The sequence below is a fragment of the Clostridium paraputrificum AGR2156 genome (genome assembly GCF_000424025.1).
GTDB lineage: Bacteria > Bacillota > Clostridia > Clostridiales > Clostridiaceae > Clostridium > Clostridium paraputrificum.
In genome coordinates, this window is the sequence record NZ_AUJC01000001.1 from 299,237 (window position 1) to 321,318 (window position 22,082).

Sequence of the window (22,082 nt, forward strand, 5' to 3'; positions counted from 1 at the left end):
AATGTGGAGTGGATATTTATTTTGTTTGTTCCGTCGCTACGCTCCAAGTCACATCAAAACAAATATCCACTCCACGCCTACTAAAGGTAAGGAAATTATAAACTTACTATCCTTGATTTTATATTTTTTTAATATGAAATTATAATAATACCTTTGAGTTATAGCCAATTGAAATTTTATACTTTCCTAGACATTAAAAAAAAGAAATTGCTTAAGCAATTTCCATTTTAAAAAAGTATCTTTTTCTTTCTCATAGAAATATTTAAGACCATTGCTACACCAATTACAGTAGTTAATAAAGAGCTACCTCCATAACTTATTAAAGGCAACGTTATACCTGTTATAGGCAAAAGCCCTATAGTCATACCTATATTTTGTGTAACTGCAAACATAAAATAAGATATAACTCCAACACAAACTATAGATGCAAATCTATCTCCACAATTTCTTGAAATTACTATCATCTTTGTAATTAACACTCCATATAAAAGTAAAACAAATACTCCTCCAATAAAACCCCATTGCTCTGCTATGGCTGAAAATATAAAATCTGTTTGTATTTCTGGTACATTAGTTCCTGCATATCCAGGATCAATATCAGAATCAAAGGATTTATCAATTCCAGTTAATCCCCCTGCTCCAATTCCTATAACTCCTTGAGTATATTGATATGATAAATCATCTGCATATTCCTCTGGATTTAAGAAAGAATTTATTCTATCAGCCCTATATCCTCCAAGTAATCCTGAGTACCAAACAAATACAATTCCTATAGCTAAAACGGATAAGCCTCCAATTATAACTCTCTTATCTAAACCTGCTATAAAAAACATTCCAAGCACTATAAAAAAACATACCATTGTCATTCCCATATCCCTTTGTAACAATATAAAGAATACTGGAACTGCTATATAAACCCCTAATCTAAGTAAATTTCTTATATCATTAATCTTATAATCCATCTCATTTAATAGCTTGGCTACCATCAATATAATTCCATACTTAGCTATTTCAGATGGTTGGAACAGACAAATTTTTAAATCTATCCATCCTCTTGCTCCATTAACTTCAACACCCACCTTAGGTATCCATACCATCAGTAATAATATTACTGATGCCCAATAAATTATAGGAATATAATTATAAATAACTCTGTAATCTACAGTTAATATTATGTAAAGAGCTACCATAGAAATTAAAAACCATATAATTTGTCTCTTAGTAAAATAAAATGGCCCAAGTACAGGAAAAACTTCTCCCTTAGTACATAAATATATATTTAGTATCCCAAACATTATTAATAATAACATTGATATTAATATCCCCTTGTCAATCTCTTTAGCAAATCTACTGTCCAATTTATATCTTTGTATAACCCTATTAGTATTCAGCATTTTCTCATCTCCATAATTTTACTAGCTTAATTATATATTTAAAGACCCCCAATATCCATATTACTTCTAAAACTGTAATAATTATTTAATTTATAGCATTAAAAAAGAGAAATTGCTAAGCAATTTCTCTTTTAACTATCTTTTTGCTAACTCATTTATTAGAATTTCTGCTGTTCCTATGTTAGTTGCAACTGGTACCTTATGGACATCACAGATTCTAATTAATGCTGAAACATCTGGTTCATGTGGTTGAGCTGTTAAAGGATCTCTTAAAAAGATTACTAAATCTATGTCTCCTTCAGCTAAACTTCCACCTATTTGCTGGTCACCACCATATGGTCCTGATAAATATCTATGAACTTTTAATCCTGTAGCCTCATTAATTTTTAATCCTGTAGTTCCCGTCGCTACAAGTTCATGATTTTTCAAAATATCCTTATGCTTCTTTGCAAAGTTAATTATTTCTTCCTTTTTCTTATCATGAGCAATTAATGCCACTCTCATAATCTCATCCCCCTAAATTCTTAGAAATGTATCTTTTTCTTTCTCATACCTATGTTTAGAACTAGTCCTACAGCCATTGTTGTTGTAAGCAAAGAACTTCCTCCATAACTTATAAGTGGTAATGTAATACCTGTTATAGGAATAAGTCCTATTGTCATACCTATGTTTTGAGTTATGGCAAATAAGAAATAGGATACTAGTCCAATACAAACTAATGATGCAAATCTATCCTTTGCTTTTCTTGCTATGTTAATCATTTTAGTAATTAGTATTCCATACAGTAATAATAACAGCATGGCTCCTAAAAATCCCCATTGTTCTCCTATAGCTGCAAATATAAAGTCTGTTTGAATTTCCGGAACATGAGTACCTGCATATCCAGGAGAAACCTCTGGATCTAATGATGGTCTTGTTCCTACAACCCCTCCTGATCCAATACCAATTAAAGATTGATTTAACTGATATCCTTGAGCTGATGTATCTGTTTCTGGATTCATAAAAGCTGTTATTCTTGCCTTTTGGTGAGGTAATATTAATCCTGAATTCCATAAAACAACTACTCCAATAAGTAATGCAGAGAATCCACCTATTATTATACGTCTATCTAACCCTGCAATAAATAACATACCTAAAACTATAAAGAAACAAACCATTGTCATTCCCATATCTGGTTGAATAAGAATCAAGCTTACTGGTATCATACAGTAAATACCTATCTTAATTATATTTCTTAAGTTATTAACCTCATAGTCCATTTCCTCTAAGAGTTTGGCTACCATTAAAATAATACCAAACTTGGCCAGCTCTGCAGGCTGAAGATTCGATATTCCTATATTAATCCACCCCCTAGCTCCATTAACCTTAACACCAATCCCAGGGATCCATACACATAATAGCAAAATAACTGAACCCCAATAAAAAACAGGTACATATCTATAGATAACAGAATAATCTACTGCCACTAAAAAATATAAAGCAACCATAGATATAATAAACCACATAAATTGTTTCTTTACAAAAAAGAATGGTGCTACATCGCCCTTTGTACATAAGTATATGTTAAGCATTCCATACAGCATAAGTGCTATAGCTGAAAATAGTAGTCCCTTATCTATCTCTCTAATAAGCTTAAAATCTAATTTATATCTACTTAAAATTCTATCTCTTCTCTCCAATGTTACACCTCCATACTTTCAGAGATTACAAACATAATTATATATTATTATTGCCTTTTTCTCTATAAAATAAATATAATATGACAAAATATAAGAAAATATTAATTTTTTTCTACCAAAAATAAGAAGAACTTCGAGCAAAGCTCGAAATTCTTCTATCTTCCTCTTACAGCTTTAATAGGAATATTAGCTACTAAAGACGAAGGGGCATCTCCTTCAATACACTCACTCTTAGTAACAGAAATTTCTACGTCATCTGATTGGATTTCTATATATTTAGATAATACTTCTAATATTTCATCTCTCATTTTATCTAAGGTTTCTCCAGGAATATCTCCTCTATCATGAATAAGTATTAATCTTAGTCTATCTTTTGCAACCTCTTTGGGTTTAATTTTTGCTGAAAAACCATCAAAAAGTCCCATATTCTCAGTCCCTCCTTTATTTACGTCCAAATAACTTCTTTAAAGATCCAAAGAATCCTGCCGAATTTTCTTGTAAATCCATTATAGGAACATCTTCCCCTGTAATTCTCTTTGCTATATTTCTAAACGCTTCACCTGCATAAGCTTTTTCTTCTAAAACAATTGGTTCCCCCTTATTAGTTGACACAGTAATATTTTTGTCATCTGGAACAACCCCAACAAGCTTTACTGATAGAGTTTCAATTATATCTGAAACATCTAACATGTCCCCTCTTCTAGTCATTTCATAATTTAGTCTGTTTACTATTACTCCATGATCTTCTAATCCTTTTGCATCAAGCTTACCAATTACTCTATCAGCATCTCTTACTGAAGTAATTTCTGGATTTACTACAACTATTGCTCTATCAGCTCCAATTACAGCATTTTCGAAACCTTGCTCAATTCCTGCTGGTGAATCTATAAGAATATAGTCAAAATCCTTCTTTAATTCATTAACTAACTTTAACATTTGTTGTGGACTAATATCATCCTTGTCCTTTGTTTGTGCTGTTGGAAGTAAGAATAGATTTTGAAATCTCTTATCTTTAATTAAAGCTTGTTTTAATCTACATCTTCCCTCTATAGCATCAACAATTGTATATACTATTCTATTCTCTAATCCCATTAACACATCTAAATTTCTTAATCCTGTATCACCATCAACAACTACAACTTTATTCCCTAATGCAGCTAATGCTGTACCTAGGTTAGCTGTTGTTGTTGTTTTTCCAACGCCACCTTTTCCTGATGTTATTACTATCGATACTCCCATTTACGAATCCCTCCACACTTTAATATATATACTTATTAGTTAAATACGGTTCAACAATTATGGCATCATCTTTTACTTTTGCCACCTCTGGATATTTAGGCTTTTCAAAATCATCTGGAGAAATTGTTATTATATCTCCTATTTTTAAAATTTCAGGTTGAAGTGCAAATGCTGCTATTATAGCTTTTCTATTTCCTCCAACTCCTGCATACACATTTCCTTTTATACTACCAAGAACAATTATATTGCCCCCTGCATATACTTCGGCACCACTATTTACATCTCCAACAATTACAATGTTTCCTTGAAAGTCAACACATTGTCCACCTCTTACAGTCTTTCTAATGAACTTAGTTCTTCCTTCATAAACTCCATTAAATATTTTTGATTCCGATTCTTTATCCTTTATATCCTTATCTTCAAACACTATATCCTTTATACCAATCTCTTCAAACAAAACAACTTTTAAACTTTCTACATCTTTTTCTGTTAAAGAGGAAAGCTTTGTTGTTATGCATAAAGTTGATCCTTTATAGAACTTCTTTCCTTTTGAAAGTTTTTCTATTAATGCATCTAACATCTCTTCAAAGTTGCCAAACTTATCTATATTTATTATTGCATTTAATCCTTCTTTATTTCCTTTTATAATTATTCTATCATTTCCCATTGGCTACCCTCCACCAATTACTAGCACTTATATAATTCAACAAAAAATATTGCATTCCTTCTTATTATAAGAAATCTATTTTATTATATCATTAAATATTATGATTTTGTAGACATTATCATAAATTTGCTGAAACTGGTAATATTTAATTACGATAAAAAAAGGAGAAATCATAACGTGATTTCTCCTTTAAATGTTTCTTATTAAAATTAATTACTTGACTTATTGTCCGCTGGAGCTCCTACTACATATTTTTGATAACTTTCAGAAGTATATCCCTCTGGTAATCTATCTTTAAAATATGCCTCATAAACAGCACGAGCTACTGACGCAGTATAATATCCATGTCCTCCATCATAAATAACCCCTACAAACGCTATTTCAGGATCATTTAATGGTGCAAAACTGACATATGTTGCATAAGGTGCTCTTCCTATATCAGATTGATTATCCCTAAAATCAGCTGTACCTGTTTTACCACCTGTTTCTATTGGGAATCCTCTAAATGCAGCAGCTGCTGTTCCTCCATCTTCATTGTTTGCTCTTCTCATACCATCTCTAATTGCATCTATAGTAGATTGTTTCATATCTATCTTTTCTACTACCTCTGATGGAAATTCTTGAACCACCTTACCATCTGGTGTGGTTATTTTATCAACAAAATGAAGTTTATATCTGGTTCCACCATTAGCTAAAGTTGCAATATACCCAGCAAGTTCCATAGGGGTAAAGTTATTCATACCTTGACCTATAGATGAGTTTACTTCTTGAGCTGGAGACTTTATAACAGTACCTCTATCATTTATTATAAATCTAGCAATAATTTCTGCTATAGTATTTGCTTGAGCTGCTTCATTATAAGTTTTACCTTTAGATTTATATTCCTCTACATTTTTCTTATATACATCTGAATTTTTCATTATAGTTTTAATATCGTCTACTAAAGTTTTTGCAAGTTCTTCATTGCTAGTTATTTCTTCATCAGTACCTAACTTCCAAAATGCAGATTCCACTTTATCTTTTAAACTCTTTTTAGCATTATAAACTTTTTCGCTATCTTCATCCCTATATGAATAATCAAAAGGAATAAAATTATACATATTCTCATATGAACCACTCTCTAAAGCTGCTGCCAAATCAAACTTAGCATAATATATTGCATTTTCCTTATATGCATCAAAACTATATACTTGCCCAATTCTTTCTTCTATTTCTATACCAGTTCCTCTCTCAGTTTTACTATTAACATCATATCCAAGACCAAACTTCCATGCATATCTTGCAATAGTGTCCATAGCATTAACACCACCACCTGCTTTTTGATATAATCTATAAGCAATTTCATAAAAATAGTAGTTACATGAAACTTCTAGTGCTTTTCCTACGTCTACAGCTCCATGAGTTTGATGCCTAGTAGTATATATTAAACACTCTGGTTGAAAGCTTCCATATACATCTGAATGCTCAGTAAACTTTCCTTTATCATAGATTATTGTATCTGGATTTACAACCCCTTCTTCTAAACCAGCAACTGCAGTTAAAGGCTTAAAAATAGATCCTGGTGGTAATAAACCTTGTGTTGCATAGTTAAAGAAAGATCTAGGATATAAATCGTATATATCTCTTCTTCCTTTACCATCTCCATAGTCTGGAAATAAATCATCTACTGTAACATCCTTCAAGTTTTTAGTTTTTATCAGTTCTTTTCCAAATGCCTCAAGATCCGGATTAAAATACTTTTTATACTCATCAGTAGTAAGCTGTCCTGGTATAGCAAATAAATTAGGATCAAAATCTGGATATGATGCAGATGCTAGTATTCTTCCAGTTTTCACTTCAACTGCTACTACAGCTCCTCTATTAGCTGTGTTAAACTCACCATTATTCTTTGCTTTAATCTCTTCCATCTTATCTTTTAATGCTTGCTCTGCAGCATATTGAACATCTTTATCAATTGTCAAATGAACATTATTTCCTGGGTAAGATTCTAGCTTAAATAACTCCTCAGTTACTCTACCTGTAGAATTTACTTTTACTGTAGTCCCACCTTTTACACCTTTTAATTGTTCTTCAAAGGCTGCTTCTATTCCTGAAATACCAATAAGGTCTGAAGATGCATCGTATCCTCTTAGCTCATAATTCTCTTTTTGAGATGTATCTATAGAAGATAAATATCCTAATACTGATGATGCAGTATTTTTATATGGATAATATCTAATTGGCTCTTGAACAACATCAATACCTGGTAAGTCATTAAGTCTTTGCATAATATTGAAGTATATATCTTTTTCTATATTGCTTGCAATTGTTACAGATTTATATCCACTATAACTTCTCATTTTTAATGCATCTTTTATTACAATATAATCTCTTTGTTGTGTAAGACTATATTTTTCAGATACAACTTTTGCAATTTCTTCTCCAGACATGTTTTTAATCATATCTTCCTCTTCTTTTGTAGGATTTGGATATATTAAACTAATTAATCCATAATCCTTAACAAGCTTATAATAGATTTGTTGAGGTGTAATTTTAACTAACTCCTCATCTATTTTAGCTTTTTGTTCATCACTAAGCTCATCAACGTCAGGATATAATTTCTTCTGTACTTCAGCATCAAAATTTCTATCCTTCTTAAATCTTAAATCTTCTATCCTAATTAAATCATCATCACTATTTTTATATTCCAAATACCACTGATTTTTATCATTTAACTTTAATATGAGAGTATCTTCAAAAGTCTTCCCATTATCCTTAAGTATCTTAAAAACTTCATCCATAGTAGTAAAGAATTGTTTGTTTGATAAATCTGTAGACGTATAGCTTATTGAATAAGTTTGCTTATTTGTAGCTAGAACATTTCCATCTTGGTCGTATATAATTCCTCTTGGCGCCTTTTCTGATACAAATTTTGTTGATGTTGTATCCGCCTTTTCCTTATAATCATCATGTTTATATACTTGAATATAAAGAAGCTTTACTGTCATCACTGTAAATATAATTCCCATAATTATTAGTAAGACAGAATATCTTGATAATTGTTTTTTCTTATTGGGTTTATTAACTATCATTTAAACCTCCACTTTGTTTTTTCCTCATCATTATATAAAAACTTATAAAATAAAGGATAAGCAAAAAACATAATTATAGAATTGTAAAGTCCAGCAAAAATACCTCTTAACACATCTACTTTAATTTTTAATAAATACATTATAATAAAGATTCCAAACACTCTTAATGAAGTAGTTACAAACATAGTTCCTACAGGAATAAGTTTCTTATTTCTCCATATACCTTCACCAACTAATCCTGCAAAAAGACAACATAACATATTGACTAATGCATTAATTCCAAATCCATTAAAAAAGAATATATCTTGTAATAATCCACTTATTACTCCTATAAATACTGCTTCTTTTTTTCCATTAATTATAGAATAGGCTATTGCAAATATAAACAAGAGACTTGGATATATACCTTTTATAGATATAAAGGGTGACAATGAATTATCTAATATCAATAATATTATTGATATTAATACTATTATAAATCTCCTCATATCTCACACCTCTTAGTCATATTTTATTTCTCTTTTATCTTTTGGAGCCACTATAAATAATTCCTCTATTTTATTAAAATCAACATAAGGTTTTACTATAGCACTCTTCATTACTCTAACCCTATCTTCTTCAACAGAAACTACTTCACCAATTTTAATTTCTTTTGGATAATATCCTCCTAGTCCTGAAGTAACTATAACATCTCCTTCTTTTACTTCTGAATCTATCGGAAGATTAAGAACCTTAGCTAAATTATTATTAAAATAATCTTTGTAGCCTTGTAGTATTCCTGTGTTTTCTCTAGTGCTGTCTACCATAACAGCAACCTTTACATTTTCGTTTACTATACATTGCACAATAGCCCAATTTTTCCCTACAGAAGAAACTTGTCCCACAAGACCATCAGCTGAAATTACTACCATTCCTTTTTCTATTCCATCGTCTTTTCCTCTATCGACAATGTATCCATTTAATATACTATCGCCACTAATTCCTATTATATTAGTCCCTATATAATCATAGTTATTCTTTTCATCTTTAAAATTTAAGACCTTTTGAAGTCTTTCATTTTCTTCTTTCAATTTAGAATACTCGTCTATTTCGGCCTTAAGCTTATCATTTTCTTTCTTTAATTCTTTATTTTCATCTCTAACATCTGAAAAATTTAAAAAGAAGTCAACAAAATCTTTTACACCTCTATTAAAACCGTATGCAACTTTTTGAACTGGATTTAAAGTGCTGCCTGCTCCACTTTCAAATCCTTTATCTTCTCTACTAACAGTAAGGGTAATTAACCCTAAAAATGCAACTGACAGCACTATAATAGTTACTGTCAGTTTGTTCTTAAGAAGCTTCATATATTATGCTCTATCTTTCTTCTCTACTTATTTTGTCGAAATCCTCTAGAGCTTTTCCTGCCCCTAGAACTACACAGTCAAGAGGTGATTCCGCTATATGAACAGGCATATTTGTTTCTTTTCCAATTAACACATCTAATCCCTTTAATAAAGCTCCTCCACCTGCAAGCATTATTCCTTTTTCCATAATATCAGCTGCAAGTTCTGGTGGAGTTTTTTCTAATGTTGTTTTAATAGACTCAATTATTGCATATACAGGTTCTTTAAGAGCTTCTCTTATTTGAGACTCTGAAACTTCAATAATCTTTGGAAGACCTGTTATTAAGTCTCTTCCCTTAATTTCAATTATTCTATCTTCATCTTCTACTTTGTAAGCAGATCCAATTTCCATCTTTACTTGCTCTGCAGTTCTTTCACCTATCATAAGGTTATACTCTTTCTTAATATAAGCTATAACTGCTTGATCTAATTCGTCTCCAGCAACTCTTAATGACTTACTAGTTACAATACCTCCAAGAGATATAATAGCTACTTCAGTAGTTCCTCCACCAATATCTACTATCATACTTCCTGTTGGTTCACTTACTGGAAGTCCAGCTCCTATAGCTGCTGCCATTGGCTCTTCCATTAAGATAACATCTCTTGCTCCTGCAAGCTTTGTTGCTTCTTCAATAGCTCTCTTTTCTACTTCTGTTACTCCTGATGGATAGCATACTATAATTCTAGGTGCTTTAAATCCACTCTTACTAGCAGCCTTTTCAATTAATGATTTAATCATAGTGTGAGCAACATCAAAGTCAGCTATAACTCCATCCTTTAAAGGTCTTATTGCAACTATGTTCCCTGGTGTTCTACCAATCATAAGTTTAGCTTCAGCACCTACTGCTAAAGGCTTCTTTGTTAAATTATTTATAGCAACAACTGAAGGCTCTCTTAAAACTACTCCCTTTCCTTTTACAAAAACAAGAGTATTCGCAGTACCTAAATCTATTCCCATGTCTTTACTTGTTCCAAAAAATCCCATTGTATTTTTCCCCTTTCAGTTATATAATTCCTTTTTCTTTTAAACTTGTATATTCATTATTTCCAATAATAATATGATCTAATAATTCTATTCCTATTATTTTACCACACTCTTTTATCCTTGCGGTTATGTTAATATCTTCCTTGCTAGGAGTAGAGTCTCCTGATGGATGATTATGACATATTATGATTGAAGCTCCACCACATCTTATAGCTTCCGAATAAATTTCTCTTGGATGTACTATCGATGTGTTTAAGCTACCTTTAAATACATCCTTGACTTTTATAATTTTATTCTTAGTATTTAATACTACTAACTTTAAAACTTCCTGATTTAAATAACTCATTTCATTCATAAGTAATTTATATATATCCTTTGGAGTTGATATTCCAACTTCAATTCTATTACTTTTTAGAGTATTAAATCTTTTAAAAAGTTCAGCTACAGCTAATATCTGTGATGCCTTAACCTTTTTTATTCCTGTTATTGAAGTTATTTCGTCGTATGATGCATTCATAATACCGTCTAAGCCTTGTAACTCACATAATATTCTTTGACTTAAAGAAAGAACATTTTCTCCTTTAACGCCACATCTTAATATTATTGCTAATAACTCTGAATTATTTAGACTTTCCGCTCCTAAAGAAAGTAATTTCTCTAGAGGTCTTTCACTTAATGGTAAATCTAAAATCTTAAGATTGTTGTCCATTTACACACTCCTCTTAAATTAGATTCCCCACCCCTTATACTATTTTATCCATCATACTTTTAAGCTTATTTAAAGGAAGACCTACAACATTATAGTAACATCCTTTAATTTCTTCTACAAAAATACCACCCTTACCTTGAATTCCATATGCTCCTGCTTTATCGAATGGTTCTTTGCTCTCTATGTATTTAATTATCTCTTCATCCTTAAGCTTTGAAAACTTCACTTCAGTACATAAGGAATCTTTTATAATTTTCCCTGTCTTTGTATTTATTAATACAATTCCAGAATAAACATTATGTGTTCTTTCGCTTAAATCTTTAAGCATACTAAAAGCCTCTGTCCCATCTTTAGGCTTACCTAAAATTTTATTATCTAAAGTTACGATTGTATCTGCTGCTATTATAATTGCGTCTTCATGTATACTCTTTTGTACATCTATAGCTTTACCTAAAGCTATATTTTCTACATATTCTTTTACATTTCCTTTAAAAACAACCTTATTTTCATCAAAATTACTTATAATAACTTCGAATTCTTCAACTAATCTAGATAATAATTCTTGTCTTCTTTCAGAAGCTGAAGCTAATACTATCTTCAATTTTCTCACTCCTAAAGTATACTATCAAATAGTATTGCCATTTTTATCATTTTATAGACATATTTTTTTTGCATTTTTTATAAAATCTTAGGTGTAGTAAATGGTTGTAAGCATTACTACACCTAATATAGTTTATCATTATATATACTTATAAACAAGTATGTTCATTTAATTCTAATGCATTTTAATTTATTCTTAAGATTTTACTATACTCGATATTTTATGAGCAATTTATATAAGAAATCCTTAGATGCTTTAACATCCTTTTTAGTATATTCATCAGGTAATTCTTTAATAACTTTTACCAAGTTTTGAACTTCTTCACTAGGACTTTTTATATTTGCCGCTGTTTCTTCTGTCCACTTTTTAAAATCAACCGTTTTTACTGATTTCACGTCACTTTCTTCAAACTTATTTATTATCTGCAAGTATCCCTCTATTATTTGTGCCTCTATCTTTTTTTCTGAAGAGTCCTTTGGTATAGAGCACTTAATAGTAAAGTTATTAATTGATGCTTTAGTTAGCTCTTCTGTTTTTTTTGCACTTTCTTCATCAATATAGATACCAGCCATAACTTTGAACTTACCTTCCTCCTGAATTACAAATCCAGTCATAGAAGAAGGTAATGTTGTTAAGGCGCTATTGGCATTTTCCTCTTTAGAAAACAATCCACATTGAATTACTTTAAATATATTACTATCCGCATCTGTATTAACGCCTTCTTCTTGCTGATTTTTATTTGGCACTTTCAATGGATTACTTATTTCCCCATCACTAAAAAACATTTTGAATATAGTAATTCCTATAGCTACTGCTAAAATAATGATTAATAGAATCCATAAAAAAAAGCCTCCTCCCCCCTTCTTCTTATAGTCATATCTTGTGTATCTCATATTCTACCCCCTTACTTTTTTAATATTATGTATATTAATTAAAAAGGATAAATATTCGTACTTAAAGTAATGAAATTATAAAATTATTATCCTTAACCTTATATTTTTAAATATGAAATTGTAATAATATCTTTGATTCTATAACAGAGTAAATCTTTATATTTTCCTAAAGAATAAAAAAAATCTCTACTTAAAATAAATTTAAGTAGAGACCTTATATATTCATACACTAAAAATTAAAATACTCTTCTTGCCCCTGCATATCTTGTTCTGTAGTATCCCTCACTAAGTGAGCTTATTTTCACCCTACCACTTGATGCTGCATGTATAAAATCACCGCCACCAATGTATAAACCAACATGACCTAAGTATCCTACTGTATTGAAGAACACTAAGTCTCCAGGCGCTAAATTATTTCTTGACACTGCACTTCCTGCACTAAATTGTGAGCTAGCTGTACGTGGTAAACTAACCCCAAAATGTCTATATACATAACTTGTAAAGCCAGAACAATCAAATGCATTTGGTCCATTTGCACCATATACGTATGGTCTTCCTAAGAAGTTATAAGCATAATTTGCTACTTGGCTTGATGACTTGTTCACTCCTCTGTTTATAGAAGAACTTGTATTTTTCTTACCTGTTGTGTTTGATGATCTTGAAGGTTGTACGGTATTTTGTTCTTCAACCTTTTTAGGTGACACAATTACTTTATTAACCTTAAGTTCACTTGTCTTAAGTACTACACCCTGTTTTGTCTTTGCACTTGTATCTGCGCTTATACTTTCTGCACCTACCATTGCAACTGCTGCACATACAACTGTAATAGCTACAGCCTTAGTAAGTATCTTTCTTTTTGAAATCATAGATACTCCCCTTCCTTTAAGAAAGTTTCACTTCCCACAATAGTTTTAGTAAACATTTTCACACACATTTATAGGACGTTTCTCTCACCCTACTTTTTAATTATAGTAATTTATTCCAAAATAGTCAAGCCACTTTATTTACATATTATTGTCTTTGCATAATAACAAGATTTCTTCCATTCTCTTCTTCGTCCTGAAAAAAATCTTTAGTCATCCTTTCTACTTTGAATCCTTTACTATTCCAAAAGGAAATGCCCTCTAAATTGTTTTGTACGACTCCAACTTTTATAGTATCTATTGTATATAGTCTCATAAAATATTCTATGACTCCTTCAACAATTTCAGAACCGTAACCTTCATTTCTTAATTCTTTTTTTATTATGAAAAGCCATATAAATAATTCTTTCTTATTTTCTAACTCTAATCTTCCTTTAAACACTCCAACTAGCTCATTATTTTTGTATATTTCTAAAAAGAATTCATTTTCTGTTACATAATATTCCAAAAACCTTCTATAAAACATTTGACTATCTAATGAATAGCAAGTATGATCTTCACTATTATTTATTTTTATCCAATTATTTAATTCTTCTAGCCCATCTTCCTCTACACTGGATACTATATAATCCTTAAATTCAAAATCAATATCTACCAATTAACTCCCCTCCCATTAAATCACTTAAATATAATAATTCTACAGAGAGTTTATATTCCCTTCCTTTAATTAATAGTTATCCATAGTTTTAGACAAAAAATGTTATAAAACTGTAATAGCACCTTTGACTTATAGTTAATTAAAATTTTATATTTTCCCAGACAGAAAAAAGAGACCATCAATAGATAGTCCCTATTCTAATTCCTATTTATTAGCTGCATAAAAGCATCTCTTTGGAGATATTATCTTTTCTTCCGACTTAAGAACCTTAATTGCCTTATCTACATCCTTCTTATCTAATCCAGATATTTCTGCAATTTGTCCTCCCTTTAAAGGTTCATCTGAATTATTTAAAACGTCTAACACTTTATCTTTAATATCCATCTTCTATTCCTCCTTGAATTTCATTACTATAATTCATATTATACCCATAATATGTTAATCAATCAATACTAATTATTAATTAATACAAATAATTAACATATTAAAGTTTTTTCTCACTCATTGATTGCCTCCATATTGCTAAATCATAAATTTAAATATTCAGCAATTCTTTATTTGCCTTTTCACCTTGTCCACACTCTTTTCTATTAACAAAAGAAAAAAACTGCCAAAAGCAGTTTCTTCCCTATCTTAATTATCATTATTATCTCATTTATTTTGCTTAACCTTATTTAATAGCCTTTAATACTTCTAATAAGTATTCCCACACCTTCTTAGTAGAAGAAATAGATAAATGTTCTTCTGGAGTATGAGCTCCTCTTATGTTAGGTCCGAAGCTTATCATATCTAAGTCACCAAGGATTTCTTCAAATAAACCACATTCAACTCCAGCATGTAAGGCATAAACTACAGGCTCATCACCATACATCTTCTTATATACATCTTTGCAAATCTCTCTTATTTTAGAATCCGCTTTATATTCCCAGCCTGGATATCCATCATTAGCAGAATACTTAGCTCCAGCTAACTCAGTAATTGTCTTAATCTTCCCTTCTATATCAGCTCTTAAAGATGGTACTGAACTTCTAACAGCACTATCAAAAATAACTTCTGAGTCAGTAGTTGTAAGTATACCTATATTGGTTGAACTTTCAACTAAACCATCTATGTTACGACTCATTGTATTTACTCCATTAGGATAAACAAATAATAAATTTACAGCCTTTTCAGTAGTTTCTTTATTAAATGCCTTCTTGCTTTCTACAGAAACTTCCTTAACAGTTAAAGAAACTCCTGGATCTTGTGCTTCTAATTCCTTTTTAAATACCTTATCCCATGTTTCAACTATTCTTACTAGCTTTTCTTCATCTGCTAACTTTATAGCTATTATTCCATCTGCTTCTCTTGGGATAGCATTATTCTTAGAACCACCATTAATAGATACTATTTTATAATCTATCTTTTCTAATAAGTCCTTTAACACTCTACCCATAAGTTTATTAGAGTTACCTCTCCATTCATGGATATCTGAACCTGAATGCCCACCTTTTAATCCTCTTACTGATATTTCAAATATCTTTTCATCATTTAAAGTTTCCCAAGTGATATCTAAAGAAGATTTAGTTCTTATTCCACCAGCACAACTTACTAGTAAATACCCTTCTTCTTCACTATCAATATTAAGAAGAATTTTTCCTTGTATGTCATCTTTATTTATGTTCATAGCACCAGTCATACCTGTTTCTTCATCTGTAGTTAAAAGAACTTCTATAGCTGGATGTTCTATTGAATTATCTGCAAGAACTGCCAGAGCATAAGCTACTGCAATACCATTATCTGCCCCTAAAGTAGTTCCATCTGCATATATTTCATCACCCTTAACAACTAGCTTTATAGGGTCCTTAGTAAAATCATGTTCTGTATCCTTATTCTTTTCGCACACCATATCCATATGACCTTGGATTATAACTGTAGGTGCATTTTCATATCCCTTAGTTGCAGGTTTTTTAATTATTACATTTAAGGCTTTATCTTGAATTGTTTCTAATCCAAGATTCTTACCAAAGTTAACTAAGTAATCACTTATAGCTTTTTCATTACCTGATCCTCTTGGGATATTAGATATCTCTTCAAAATATTTAAATACTTCATAAGGTTGTAAGTTTTGTAAAATTTCCATTATTTTGACTCCTTTTCAGATATAATATGTTAAAATTATACTATAAACATCTACAGTATATCATAAAATTATTTTCTTATTTTAATTATGTGCAAAATAAATAAACATTACTTACTTTTTTAATGTTTGCACATAATAATTTTGACAAAAAACATTATTTTTTAGGAGGAATCTCAAATGCAAAAAACTAAAATGATTTTTACTATCGGGCCTGCTAGCGACAATGAAGAAACTTTAAGAAAATTTATTAAAATTGGTATGAGTGCTGCAAGACTAAACTTTTCTCATGGTACTCATGAAACCCATAAAGAAAAAATTAATCTTATAAAAAAATTAAGGGAGGAAATGAACTCCTCAACTGCAATAATTCTTGATATTAAGGGTCCTAAAATTAGAACTCATAATTTTGTAAATGATGGTATTGAATTAAAAAATGGTCAAGAGTTCTCATTTGTATGTGGAGAAGAACTTCTAGGAGATGATAAGCGCTGCTCTATCTCTTATGAAACTTTATATAAAGACGTTAAGGTTGGAGGTAGTATATTAGTAGATGATGGATTATTAAAGTTCGAAATAACAGATGTAATTGGAAAAGAAATTAAGTGTAAAGTTTTAGTGGGAGGTATGATTAAAAATCATAAGGGAGTAAATGTCCCTAATGTAAAAATACAACTTCCTTCTATTACAGAAAAAGATATAGATGATATTATATTTGGATGTAAGATGGGTGTAGATTTCATCGCTGCGTCATTTATTAGAAAAGCAAGTGATATATTAGAAGTTAGAAAAGTTCTTAAAGAAAATAATGGTGAAAACATTAAAATTATTGCTAAGATTGAAAGCCAAGAAGGTGTAGATAATATAGATTCAATAATTGAAGTAACTGATGGAGTTATGGTTGCTAGAGGTGATATGGGAGTAGAGATACCTATAGAAAGAGTGCCAATAATTCAAAAGAAAATAATAAAAAAGTGTAATACTGCAGGTAAGATAGTTATTACAGCTACTCAAATGTTAGATTCTATGATAAGAAACTCTCTTCCAACAAGAGCTGAAGCATCTGATATATGCAATGCAATATTTGATGGTACAGATGCCATAATGCTATCTGGAGAAAGTGCTTCTGGTAGCTTCCCAGTTGAAGCTGCCGAAACAATGTCTAGAATAGCTATTGAAGCCGAAGAAAACCTAGAGTATGACCATTTGCTTAATAGAAATATTGATCCTACAACATCTTCTTATGCAGATGCTATAAGTTACTCAGCCTGTAGAACATCCTTTGTACTAAATGCTAAAACAATAGTCGCAGCTACCAAAAGTGGTTCTACTGCTAGACTTTTATCAAAATATAGACCTCAATGTCCTATAATAGCTATTACTCCTTTTGAAGAGGTTAGAAGAAATCTTGCATTAAACTTTGGTGTTTTACCTCTTAAGTGTGAAATGTTTAATACAACAGATGAAATTCTTACCGAAGCTAAAAACAAAGCCGTTGAAGTTGACTTTGCTAATCCAGGAGACGATATTATTGTTGCTGCTGGAATGCCAACAACCCAAACTGGCGGAACAAATATGTTAAAAATAGAAAAGCTATAGAGATTAGATTACTACCAAATTCCATTTTTTTCTTACATTGAAATTTTTATAAATGATATAACGTTTATATATTTAACGTACAGTTTGCTAAGTGGAACATAAGTCCTGCTTACTAACCTGTACGTTTTTTATTTTAAAATTAATAATTAGAGTTGTGAATTTATCTGTAACACAGGTAGAATAATATGAAGATTATATATCTGATCTTGATAGAAAAATTAAATATAAGCTATAGGTAACACCACTCTATAGCTTATATTTATATATTTATATATTTATATATTTATTTATTTTTATATTTATTTATTAGATACCTTATCCATTCTTCTAGCCTTTATGAATTCAATAACATTAGCTCCTATAACAGCTATGCATACTAAAAAGGCTATAATAATTATTACTGGTATATTACTAAAAGTATATATCTCTATCTTTCTAAAGAAAAAAGTTGATGCCACCATAGCTGATAATACAATAAAGATAATTATAAAAGACATTATAGCTTCCTTCTTATTTCCCTTTTCATTTCCCCCTGGATGAGTACATATATATTTTACTATACCAATAGAAAAAACAAGTGCAATTATAAGGGATATAAACGGTGCTAATGATATTGTATATTTCATATTTAAAATATTAGATATAGTTAGTGGTTTAACAGTAGGTATGCTTGAAATAATATCTAATGCCATAAAGAACACTAGCATATATATGGAAATCCCTCCAAAGTCATAGAAATATGATTTTAGAGAATACCACTTGTCACTTCCCCTATACGCATCTATTATATTATCGCAAAACTCCTCATAATCTCCAACTAATACCTCTAGATCCTCTCCCCTAGACTGAGCCCCTAATAAAATATCATTTACATCATTAATTGCTTCTTCTGCATCAACACTATTTAATTTACCTCTTAAATAACATACTATATTTGTAACTAAATCCTGATATCTCTTGTCTATCTTCAGCATATTGCTATAGTTTACTTTTATTTGTTTGTCTAACTTATTCATCAATCCTACTTCCCTTCATAATACTTAAATATTCCATCAACAAACCCCTTAAACTCACCCCAGATTCTTGTAAACTCTTCAAGTTCTTGTTCTCCTTCTTCAGTCAATGAATAATATTTCCTCTGAGGCCCAAGTGGAGATTCCTTCTTTTGTGAAGCTAAACTTTTTCTTTTTTCTAATCTTGTCAATAATGGATAAACCGTTCCTTCTGTACATTGACCAAAACCAAAGGTCCTTAATTCTGTTACCACTTCATATCCGTAAGTTTCCTTTTTATGCTTTACAATTTTCAATATACATCCTTCTAAAACACCCTTTAATAATTGAGATTTATCTTGCATAGTAAATCTATCCCTTCTCCTACTTTGTATAACATAGTAGTTCTTGTAAAAAGTAGGTACTATGTAATACATAGTACCTACTTATAATATATTCCTTTTCACACTTTTTGTCAATAAAAAAGGTGAAGTGGATATTTTTTTGCTTGTTCCGTCACTTCGCTCTAAGTCACATGGAAACAAATATCCACCTCAATCGTACTAAAAATAAGGAATTTATAAAATTATTATACTTGAATAGCTGGTTAAAATTTTATACCTTTCTACACAGTAAAAAATATGGAGAAATCTCTATATGATTTCTCCATATTTTTGTTTAATTAATTAGAACTTAAGATCTTTAAATAAATCTCCTAAACTTAATCCTTCGTCACTATCATTATACTTCATGTATTCTTTATTTCTTTCAACAGCTTCTTTAATGCTTAAGCTTAACTTCTTATCTTCTTTATTCACACTTAGAACTTTAACCTTAACATTTTGTCCTACTGTTAACACATCACTTGCTTTAGCTATGTTTTCATCAGTTATTTCTGTAATATGAACTAATCCTTCAACTCCAGGTAAAACCTCTACGAAAGCTCCAAAATTAGTTAGTCTAACTACTTTCCCTTCCATTACAGCTCCATCTTTTATAGAACTTCCATGAACCTTCCATGGTTCACTATTAACATCCTTTAAAACTAAAGCTAACCTTTCTTTTTCTCTATCTACTTCACCAACAAATACTTCAACTTGGTCTCCAACCTTAACTACATCTTCAACTCTCTTAACTCTTCCCCAAGCTAAATCATTTATATGAACTAAACCTTGAACTCCACCAATATCAACAAATGCTCCAAACTTAGCTATCTTTGTTACAACACCTGTTCTCTTTTCTCCTTCATTAACAGAAGCCCACATTCTTTTCTTTTCTATTTGGTACTGCTCTTCTTCTATTACTCTTCTAGAAGCAACAACTTTTCTATTTCTTAAATCTAATTCTATTAACTTAACTTCAAGAGTCTTTCCTACTACATCTGAAGACTCAACTCTTCCTCTACCTAACTGAGAACCTGGAATAAATATTCTAACTCCACCATAATAAGCTACAACGCCACCTTTTACAGCTTCCTTAACATTTACACTTATCAATTCTCCTGATTTAAATGCTTTCTTTAATTCTTCTCTTTCAGTAACTGCTAAAGCCTTAACTCTTGAAAGTAACACATATCCTTCTCCATCATTAGGCGATAAAACGTATACTTTAAACTCATCACCCTTCTTTACAACTTCTTCAGGACTTTTTCCTTCATAAGTTAATTCTTCTTTAGATATAACTCCATCAAAAGCATAATTTATATTAACTATTACTTCCTTATCATTTACTTCTATAACCTTACCATCAAGGATTTCTCCTTCTCTTATTCTCTTAACATCATAATCATTTAAAAACTCACTCATGCTATTCATGTTTGTTTCATTAGTCATATAAATCACTCCCTAAAATACAATTTTAATCCAATTTAAATTCTATATTATTGTTATTGCTAATACAAGTAGCATATACATTATATTATATATTTACCCCAAATAAGTTTATGGTATAATATAGAAAATAGGTAAAAAATGAATTATAAAGCTATATCAATATGAATTACGGTATAAAGAGTTATTAAATACCACTTATCCTCACTTAACTCTTTTCTCCTTTTATAGGTTAATTTCGCCTTTGCTATTTCAATTTTTTACCACTATAATTTAGTTATAATATTATTTTGACAATATAATGTACTTGATATTTAAATTGAATACTAATAAAATTAGGAGGTTATGTTATGGGTATTTTTAACAGGATGTCAAACATGATTAAAGGAAAAGTAAACTCAACTTTAGATGAAATGGAAAATCCAATTGAATTACTAGATCAAAAAATTAAAGATATGGAAGAACAATTAAGCAAAGCTAAATTAAACTCTGCTCAAGTTTTAGGTAATGTTCATGAAATTGAAAAGAAAATGAACGCAGCTAAAAATGAATCTGTTGATTATGATTCAAAAGTTAAACTAGCTCTTTCTAAGAATAATGAAGATTTAGCCAAGAGAGCATTAGCAAAGAAGGTAGATGCTGATAAAAAGTATGAATCTTTAGTAACTACCTATAATACTTCTAAAGCTCAAGCAGATGCTCTAAAGAAAAACTTAAGAGCTTTAGAAGAAGAACTTGAAAAGACAAGGAGCTATAGGGACGAAGCTGCTGCAAGGTACTCTACAGCAAAAGCTTCTAAGAAGGTTAATGAAGTTTTAGCAAATGTTGAAACTAAAACCAATTCTATTAATATTGATAATATTGAAAGAAAGATTGCTAGAGAAGAAGCTATGGCTAATGGTCTTGGAGAATTAAAAAACCTTGATAACTTTGATAGTGAATTTGAAGAATTAGGTGACGTTGACCTAGATGCTGAATTAGAAAAATATAAATCAGGACTTTAATAGTTAATAGAGATAAAAAAGATTAGGAGGAGAAATTGCTTGAGCAATTTCTCTCTTCAATTTATTTTAGAAGTTCTAGAGACTTGTTACAGAATTTCATCCTTATCCTTATTATTTTAATTATCCTTATTAACAAAAAACTGCCCTAAGGCAGCTTTTTAATCAATCTTTTCTATCTTCACAACATCATATCCTTCATCTTCAATGATGTCTTTAATTTCTTCTTCTGTTAAATCTCCTTCGATTACAGCTTTATTTATTTCTACATCCATACCTCTAACTTTTCCACAATCTTCAAATGCATTTTTCACATGTCCTACACAATGCATACAAGACATTCCATTCATTTCAATTTTAAACTTTGCCATAATAAATCCCTCCAAAAAATATTTATA

The 22,082-nt window shown here is 30.3% G+C and carries 23 protein-coding genes; 2 read left to right on the forward strand and 21 right to left on the reverse strand.

The features are described 5' to 3' along the window. Positions 1 to 227 precede the first annotated feature (227 nt). The 17 genes from G594_RS0101415 to G594_RS0101495 all read right to left on the reverse strand — a co-directional run bounded on the left by G594_RS0101415 (position 228) and on the right by G594_RS0101495 (position 16,266). A complete protein-coding gene (locus G594_RS0101415) occupies positions 228 to 1,394 on the reverse strand; it encodes an FtsW/RodA/SpoVE family cell cycle protein (protein ID WP_027096918.1) in 1,167 nt (388 codons plus the stop codon). A 135-nt stretch (positions 1,395 to 1,529) separates the two neighbouring features. After that, positions 1,530 to 1,898: a methylglyoxal synthase gene (gene mgsA, locus G594_RS0101420; protein ID WP_027096919.1), complete on the reverse strand. Its 369-nt coding sequence runs from the start codon at positions 1,896 to 1,898 to the stop codon at positions 1,530 to 1,532. 20 nt (positions 1,899 to 1,918) lie between these two features. Further along, a complete protein-coding gene (rodA, locus tag G594_RS0101425) occupies positions 1,919 to 3,055 on the reverse strand; it encodes a rod shape-determining protein RodA (RefSeq protein ID WP_027096920.1) in 1,137 nt (378 codons plus the stop codon). A gap of 173 nt (positions 3,056 to 3,228) precedes the next feature. Beyond that, positions 3,229 to 3,498 (reverse strand): cell division topological specificity factor MinE, encoded by a 270-nt coding sequence (gene minE / locus G594_RS0101430; RefSeq protein WP_027096921.1) that lies wholly within the window; start codon positions 3,496 to 3,498, stop codon positions 3,229 to 3,231. Positions 3,499 to 3,514: 16 nt separating this feature from the next. After that, positions 3,515 to 4,312 (reverse strand): septum site-determining protein MinD, encoded by a 798-nt coding sequence (minD, locus tag G594_RS0101435; RefSeq protein WP_027096922.1) that lies wholly within the window; start codon positions 4,310 to 4,312, stop codon positions 3,515 to 3,517. A 19-nt stretch (positions 4,313 to 4,331) separates the two neighbouring features. Further along, positions 4,332 to 4,979 (reverse strand): septum site-determining protein MinC, encoded by a 648-nt coding sequence (minC, locus tag G594_RS0101440; protein WP_027096923.1) that lies wholly within the window; start codon positions 4,977 to 4,979, stop codon positions 4,332 to 4,334. A gap of 209 nt (positions 4,980 to 5,188) precedes the next feature. Continuing rightward, a complete protein-coding gene (locus tag G594_RS0101445) occupies positions 5,189 to 8,050 on the reverse strand; it encodes a penicillin-binding transpeptidase domain-containing protein (RefSeq protein ID WP_027096924.1) in 2,862 nt (953 codons plus the stop codon). Then, the gene (mreD, locus tag G594_RS0101450) at positions 8,047 to 8,538 is read right to left on the reverse strand and encodes a rod shape-determining protein MreD (protein WP_027096925.1); all 492 of its coding nucleotides are present in this window, start codon (positions 8,536 to 8,538) and stop codon (positions 8,047 to 8,049) included. The genes G594_RS0101445 and mreD overlap by 4 nt, the downstream gene beginning before the upstream one ends. Before the next feature lie 12 nt (positions 8,539 to 8,550). After that, positions 8,551 to 9,396 carry a rod shape-determining protein MreC gene (mreC, locus tag G594_RS0101455; protein ID WP_027096926.1) on the reverse strand — a complete coding sequence of 282 codons (846 nt, stop codon included), beginning with the start codon at positions 9,394 to 9,396 and terminating at the stop codon, positions 8,551 to 8,553. 10 nt (positions 9,397 to 9,406) lie between these two features. Further along, positions 9,407 to 10,420: a rod shape-determining protein gene (locus G594_RS0101460; protein ID WP_027096927.1), complete on the reverse strand. Its 1,014-nt coding sequence runs from the start codon at positions 10,418 to 10,420 to the stop codon at positions 9,407 to 9,409. A gap of 19 nt (positions 10,421 to 10,439) precedes the next feature. Further along, a complete protein-coding gene (gene radC, locus G594_RS0101465) occupies positions 10,440 to 11,129 on the reverse strand; it encodes a RadC family protein (protein ID WP_027096928.1) in 690 nt (229 codons plus the stop codon). A gap of 34 nt (positions 11,130 to 11,163) precedes the next feature. Further along, on the reverse strand, positions 11,164 to 11,730 hold the full coding sequence (locus G594_RS0101470; RefSeq protein ID WP_027096929.1) for a Maf-like protein: 567 nt from the start codon (positions 11,728 to 11,730) through the stop codon (positions 11,164 to 11,166). Positions 11,731 to 11,936: 206 nt separating this feature from the next. Next, positions 11,937 to 12,623, reverse strand: a complete 687-nt coding sequence (locus G594_RS0101475) for an SPOR domain-containing protein (RefSeq protein ID WP_027096930.1) — start codon at positions 12,621 to 12,623, stop codon at positions 11,937 to 11,939. Between the two features lie 236 nt (positions 12,624 to 12,859). Continuing rightward, positions 12,860 to 13,489, reverse strand: a complete 630-nt coding sequence (locus tag G594_RS0101480) for a C40 family peptidase (RefSeq protein WP_027096931.1) — start codon at positions 13,487 to 13,489, stop codon at positions 12,860 to 12,862. 145 nt (positions 13,490 to 13,634) lie between these two features. Continuing rightward, positions 13,635 to 14,144, reverse strand: a complete 510-nt coding sequence (locus tag G594_RS0101485; protein WP_027096932.1) for a GNAT family N-acetyltransferase — start codon at positions 14,142 to 14,144, stop codon at positions 13,635 to 13,637. Positions 14,145 to 14,348: 204 nt separating this feature from the next. Next, the gene (locus G594_RS0101490) at positions 14,349 to 14,528 is read right to left on the reverse strand and encodes a MarR family transcriptional regulator (protein ID WP_027096933.1); all 180 of its coding nucleotides are present in this window, start codon (positions 14,526 to 14,528) and stop codon (positions 14,349 to 14,351) included. Positions 14,529 to 14,814: 286 nt separating this feature from the next. Then, a complete protein-coding gene (locus G594_RS0101495; protein WP_027096934.1) occupies positions 14,815 to 16,266 on the reverse strand; it encodes an aminoacyl-histidine dipeptidase in 1,452 nt (483 codons plus the stop codon). A 177-nt stretch (positions 16,267 to 16,443) separates the two neighbouring features. Between G594_RS0101495 and pyk the strand changes: the two genes are divergently transcribed. Beyond that, positions 16,444 to 17,862 carry a pyruvate kinase gene (pyk, locus tag G594_RS0101500; RefSeq protein ID WP_027096935.1) on the forward strand — a complete coding sequence of 473 codons (1,419 nt, stop codon included), beginning with the start codon at positions 16,444 to 16,446 and terminating at the stop codon, positions 17,860 to 17,862. A gap of 299 nt (positions 17,863 to 18,161) precedes the next feature. Here pyk and G594_RS0101505 read toward each other — a convergent pair whose 3' ends face one another. From G594_RS0101505 to rpsA, 3 genes are all read right to left on the reverse strand, one after another. Beyond that, positions 18,162 to 18,878, reverse strand: a complete 717-nt coding sequence (locus G594_RS0101505; RefSeq protein ID WP_027096936.1) for a hypothetical protein — start codon at positions 18,876 to 18,878, stop codon at positions 18,162 to 18,164. A 5-nt stretch (positions 18,879 to 18,883) separates the two neighbouring features. Beyond that, on the reverse strand, positions 18,884 to 19,219 hold the full coding sequence (locus G594_RS0101510) for a PadR family transcriptional regulator (protein ID WP_027096937.1): 336 nt from the start codon (positions 19,217 to 19,219) through the stop codon (positions 18,884 to 18,886). Between the two features lie 321 nt (positions 19,220 to 19,540). Continuing rightward, a complete protein-coding gene (gene rpsA / locus G594_RS0101515; RefSeq protein ID WP_027096938.1) occupies positions 19,541 to 20,686 on the reverse strand; it encodes a 30S ribosomal protein S1 in 1,146 nt (381 codons plus the stop codon). A 347-nt stretch (positions 20,687 to 21,033) separates the two neighbouring features. On the opposite strand from rpsA, the gene G594_RS0101520 reads away from it, so the two are divergent. Beyond that, positions 21,034 to 21,687: a PspA/IM30 family protein gene (locus G594_RS0101520; protein ID WP_027096939.1), complete on the forward strand. Its 654-nt coding sequence runs from the start codon at positions 21,034 to 21,036 to the stop codon at positions 21,685 to 21,687. A gap of 158 nt (positions 21,688 to 21,845) precedes the next feature. On the opposite strand, the gene G594_RS0101525 is transcribed toward G594_RS0101520, so the two are convergent. After that, complete coding sequence (locus tag G594_RS0101525) at positions 21,846 to 22,055, reverse strand: heavy-metal-associated domain-containing protein (protein WP_027096940.1); 210 nt, start codon at positions 22,053 to 22,055, stop codon at positions 21,846 to 21,848. Between the last annotated feature and the right edge of the window lie 27 nt (positions 22,056 to 22,082).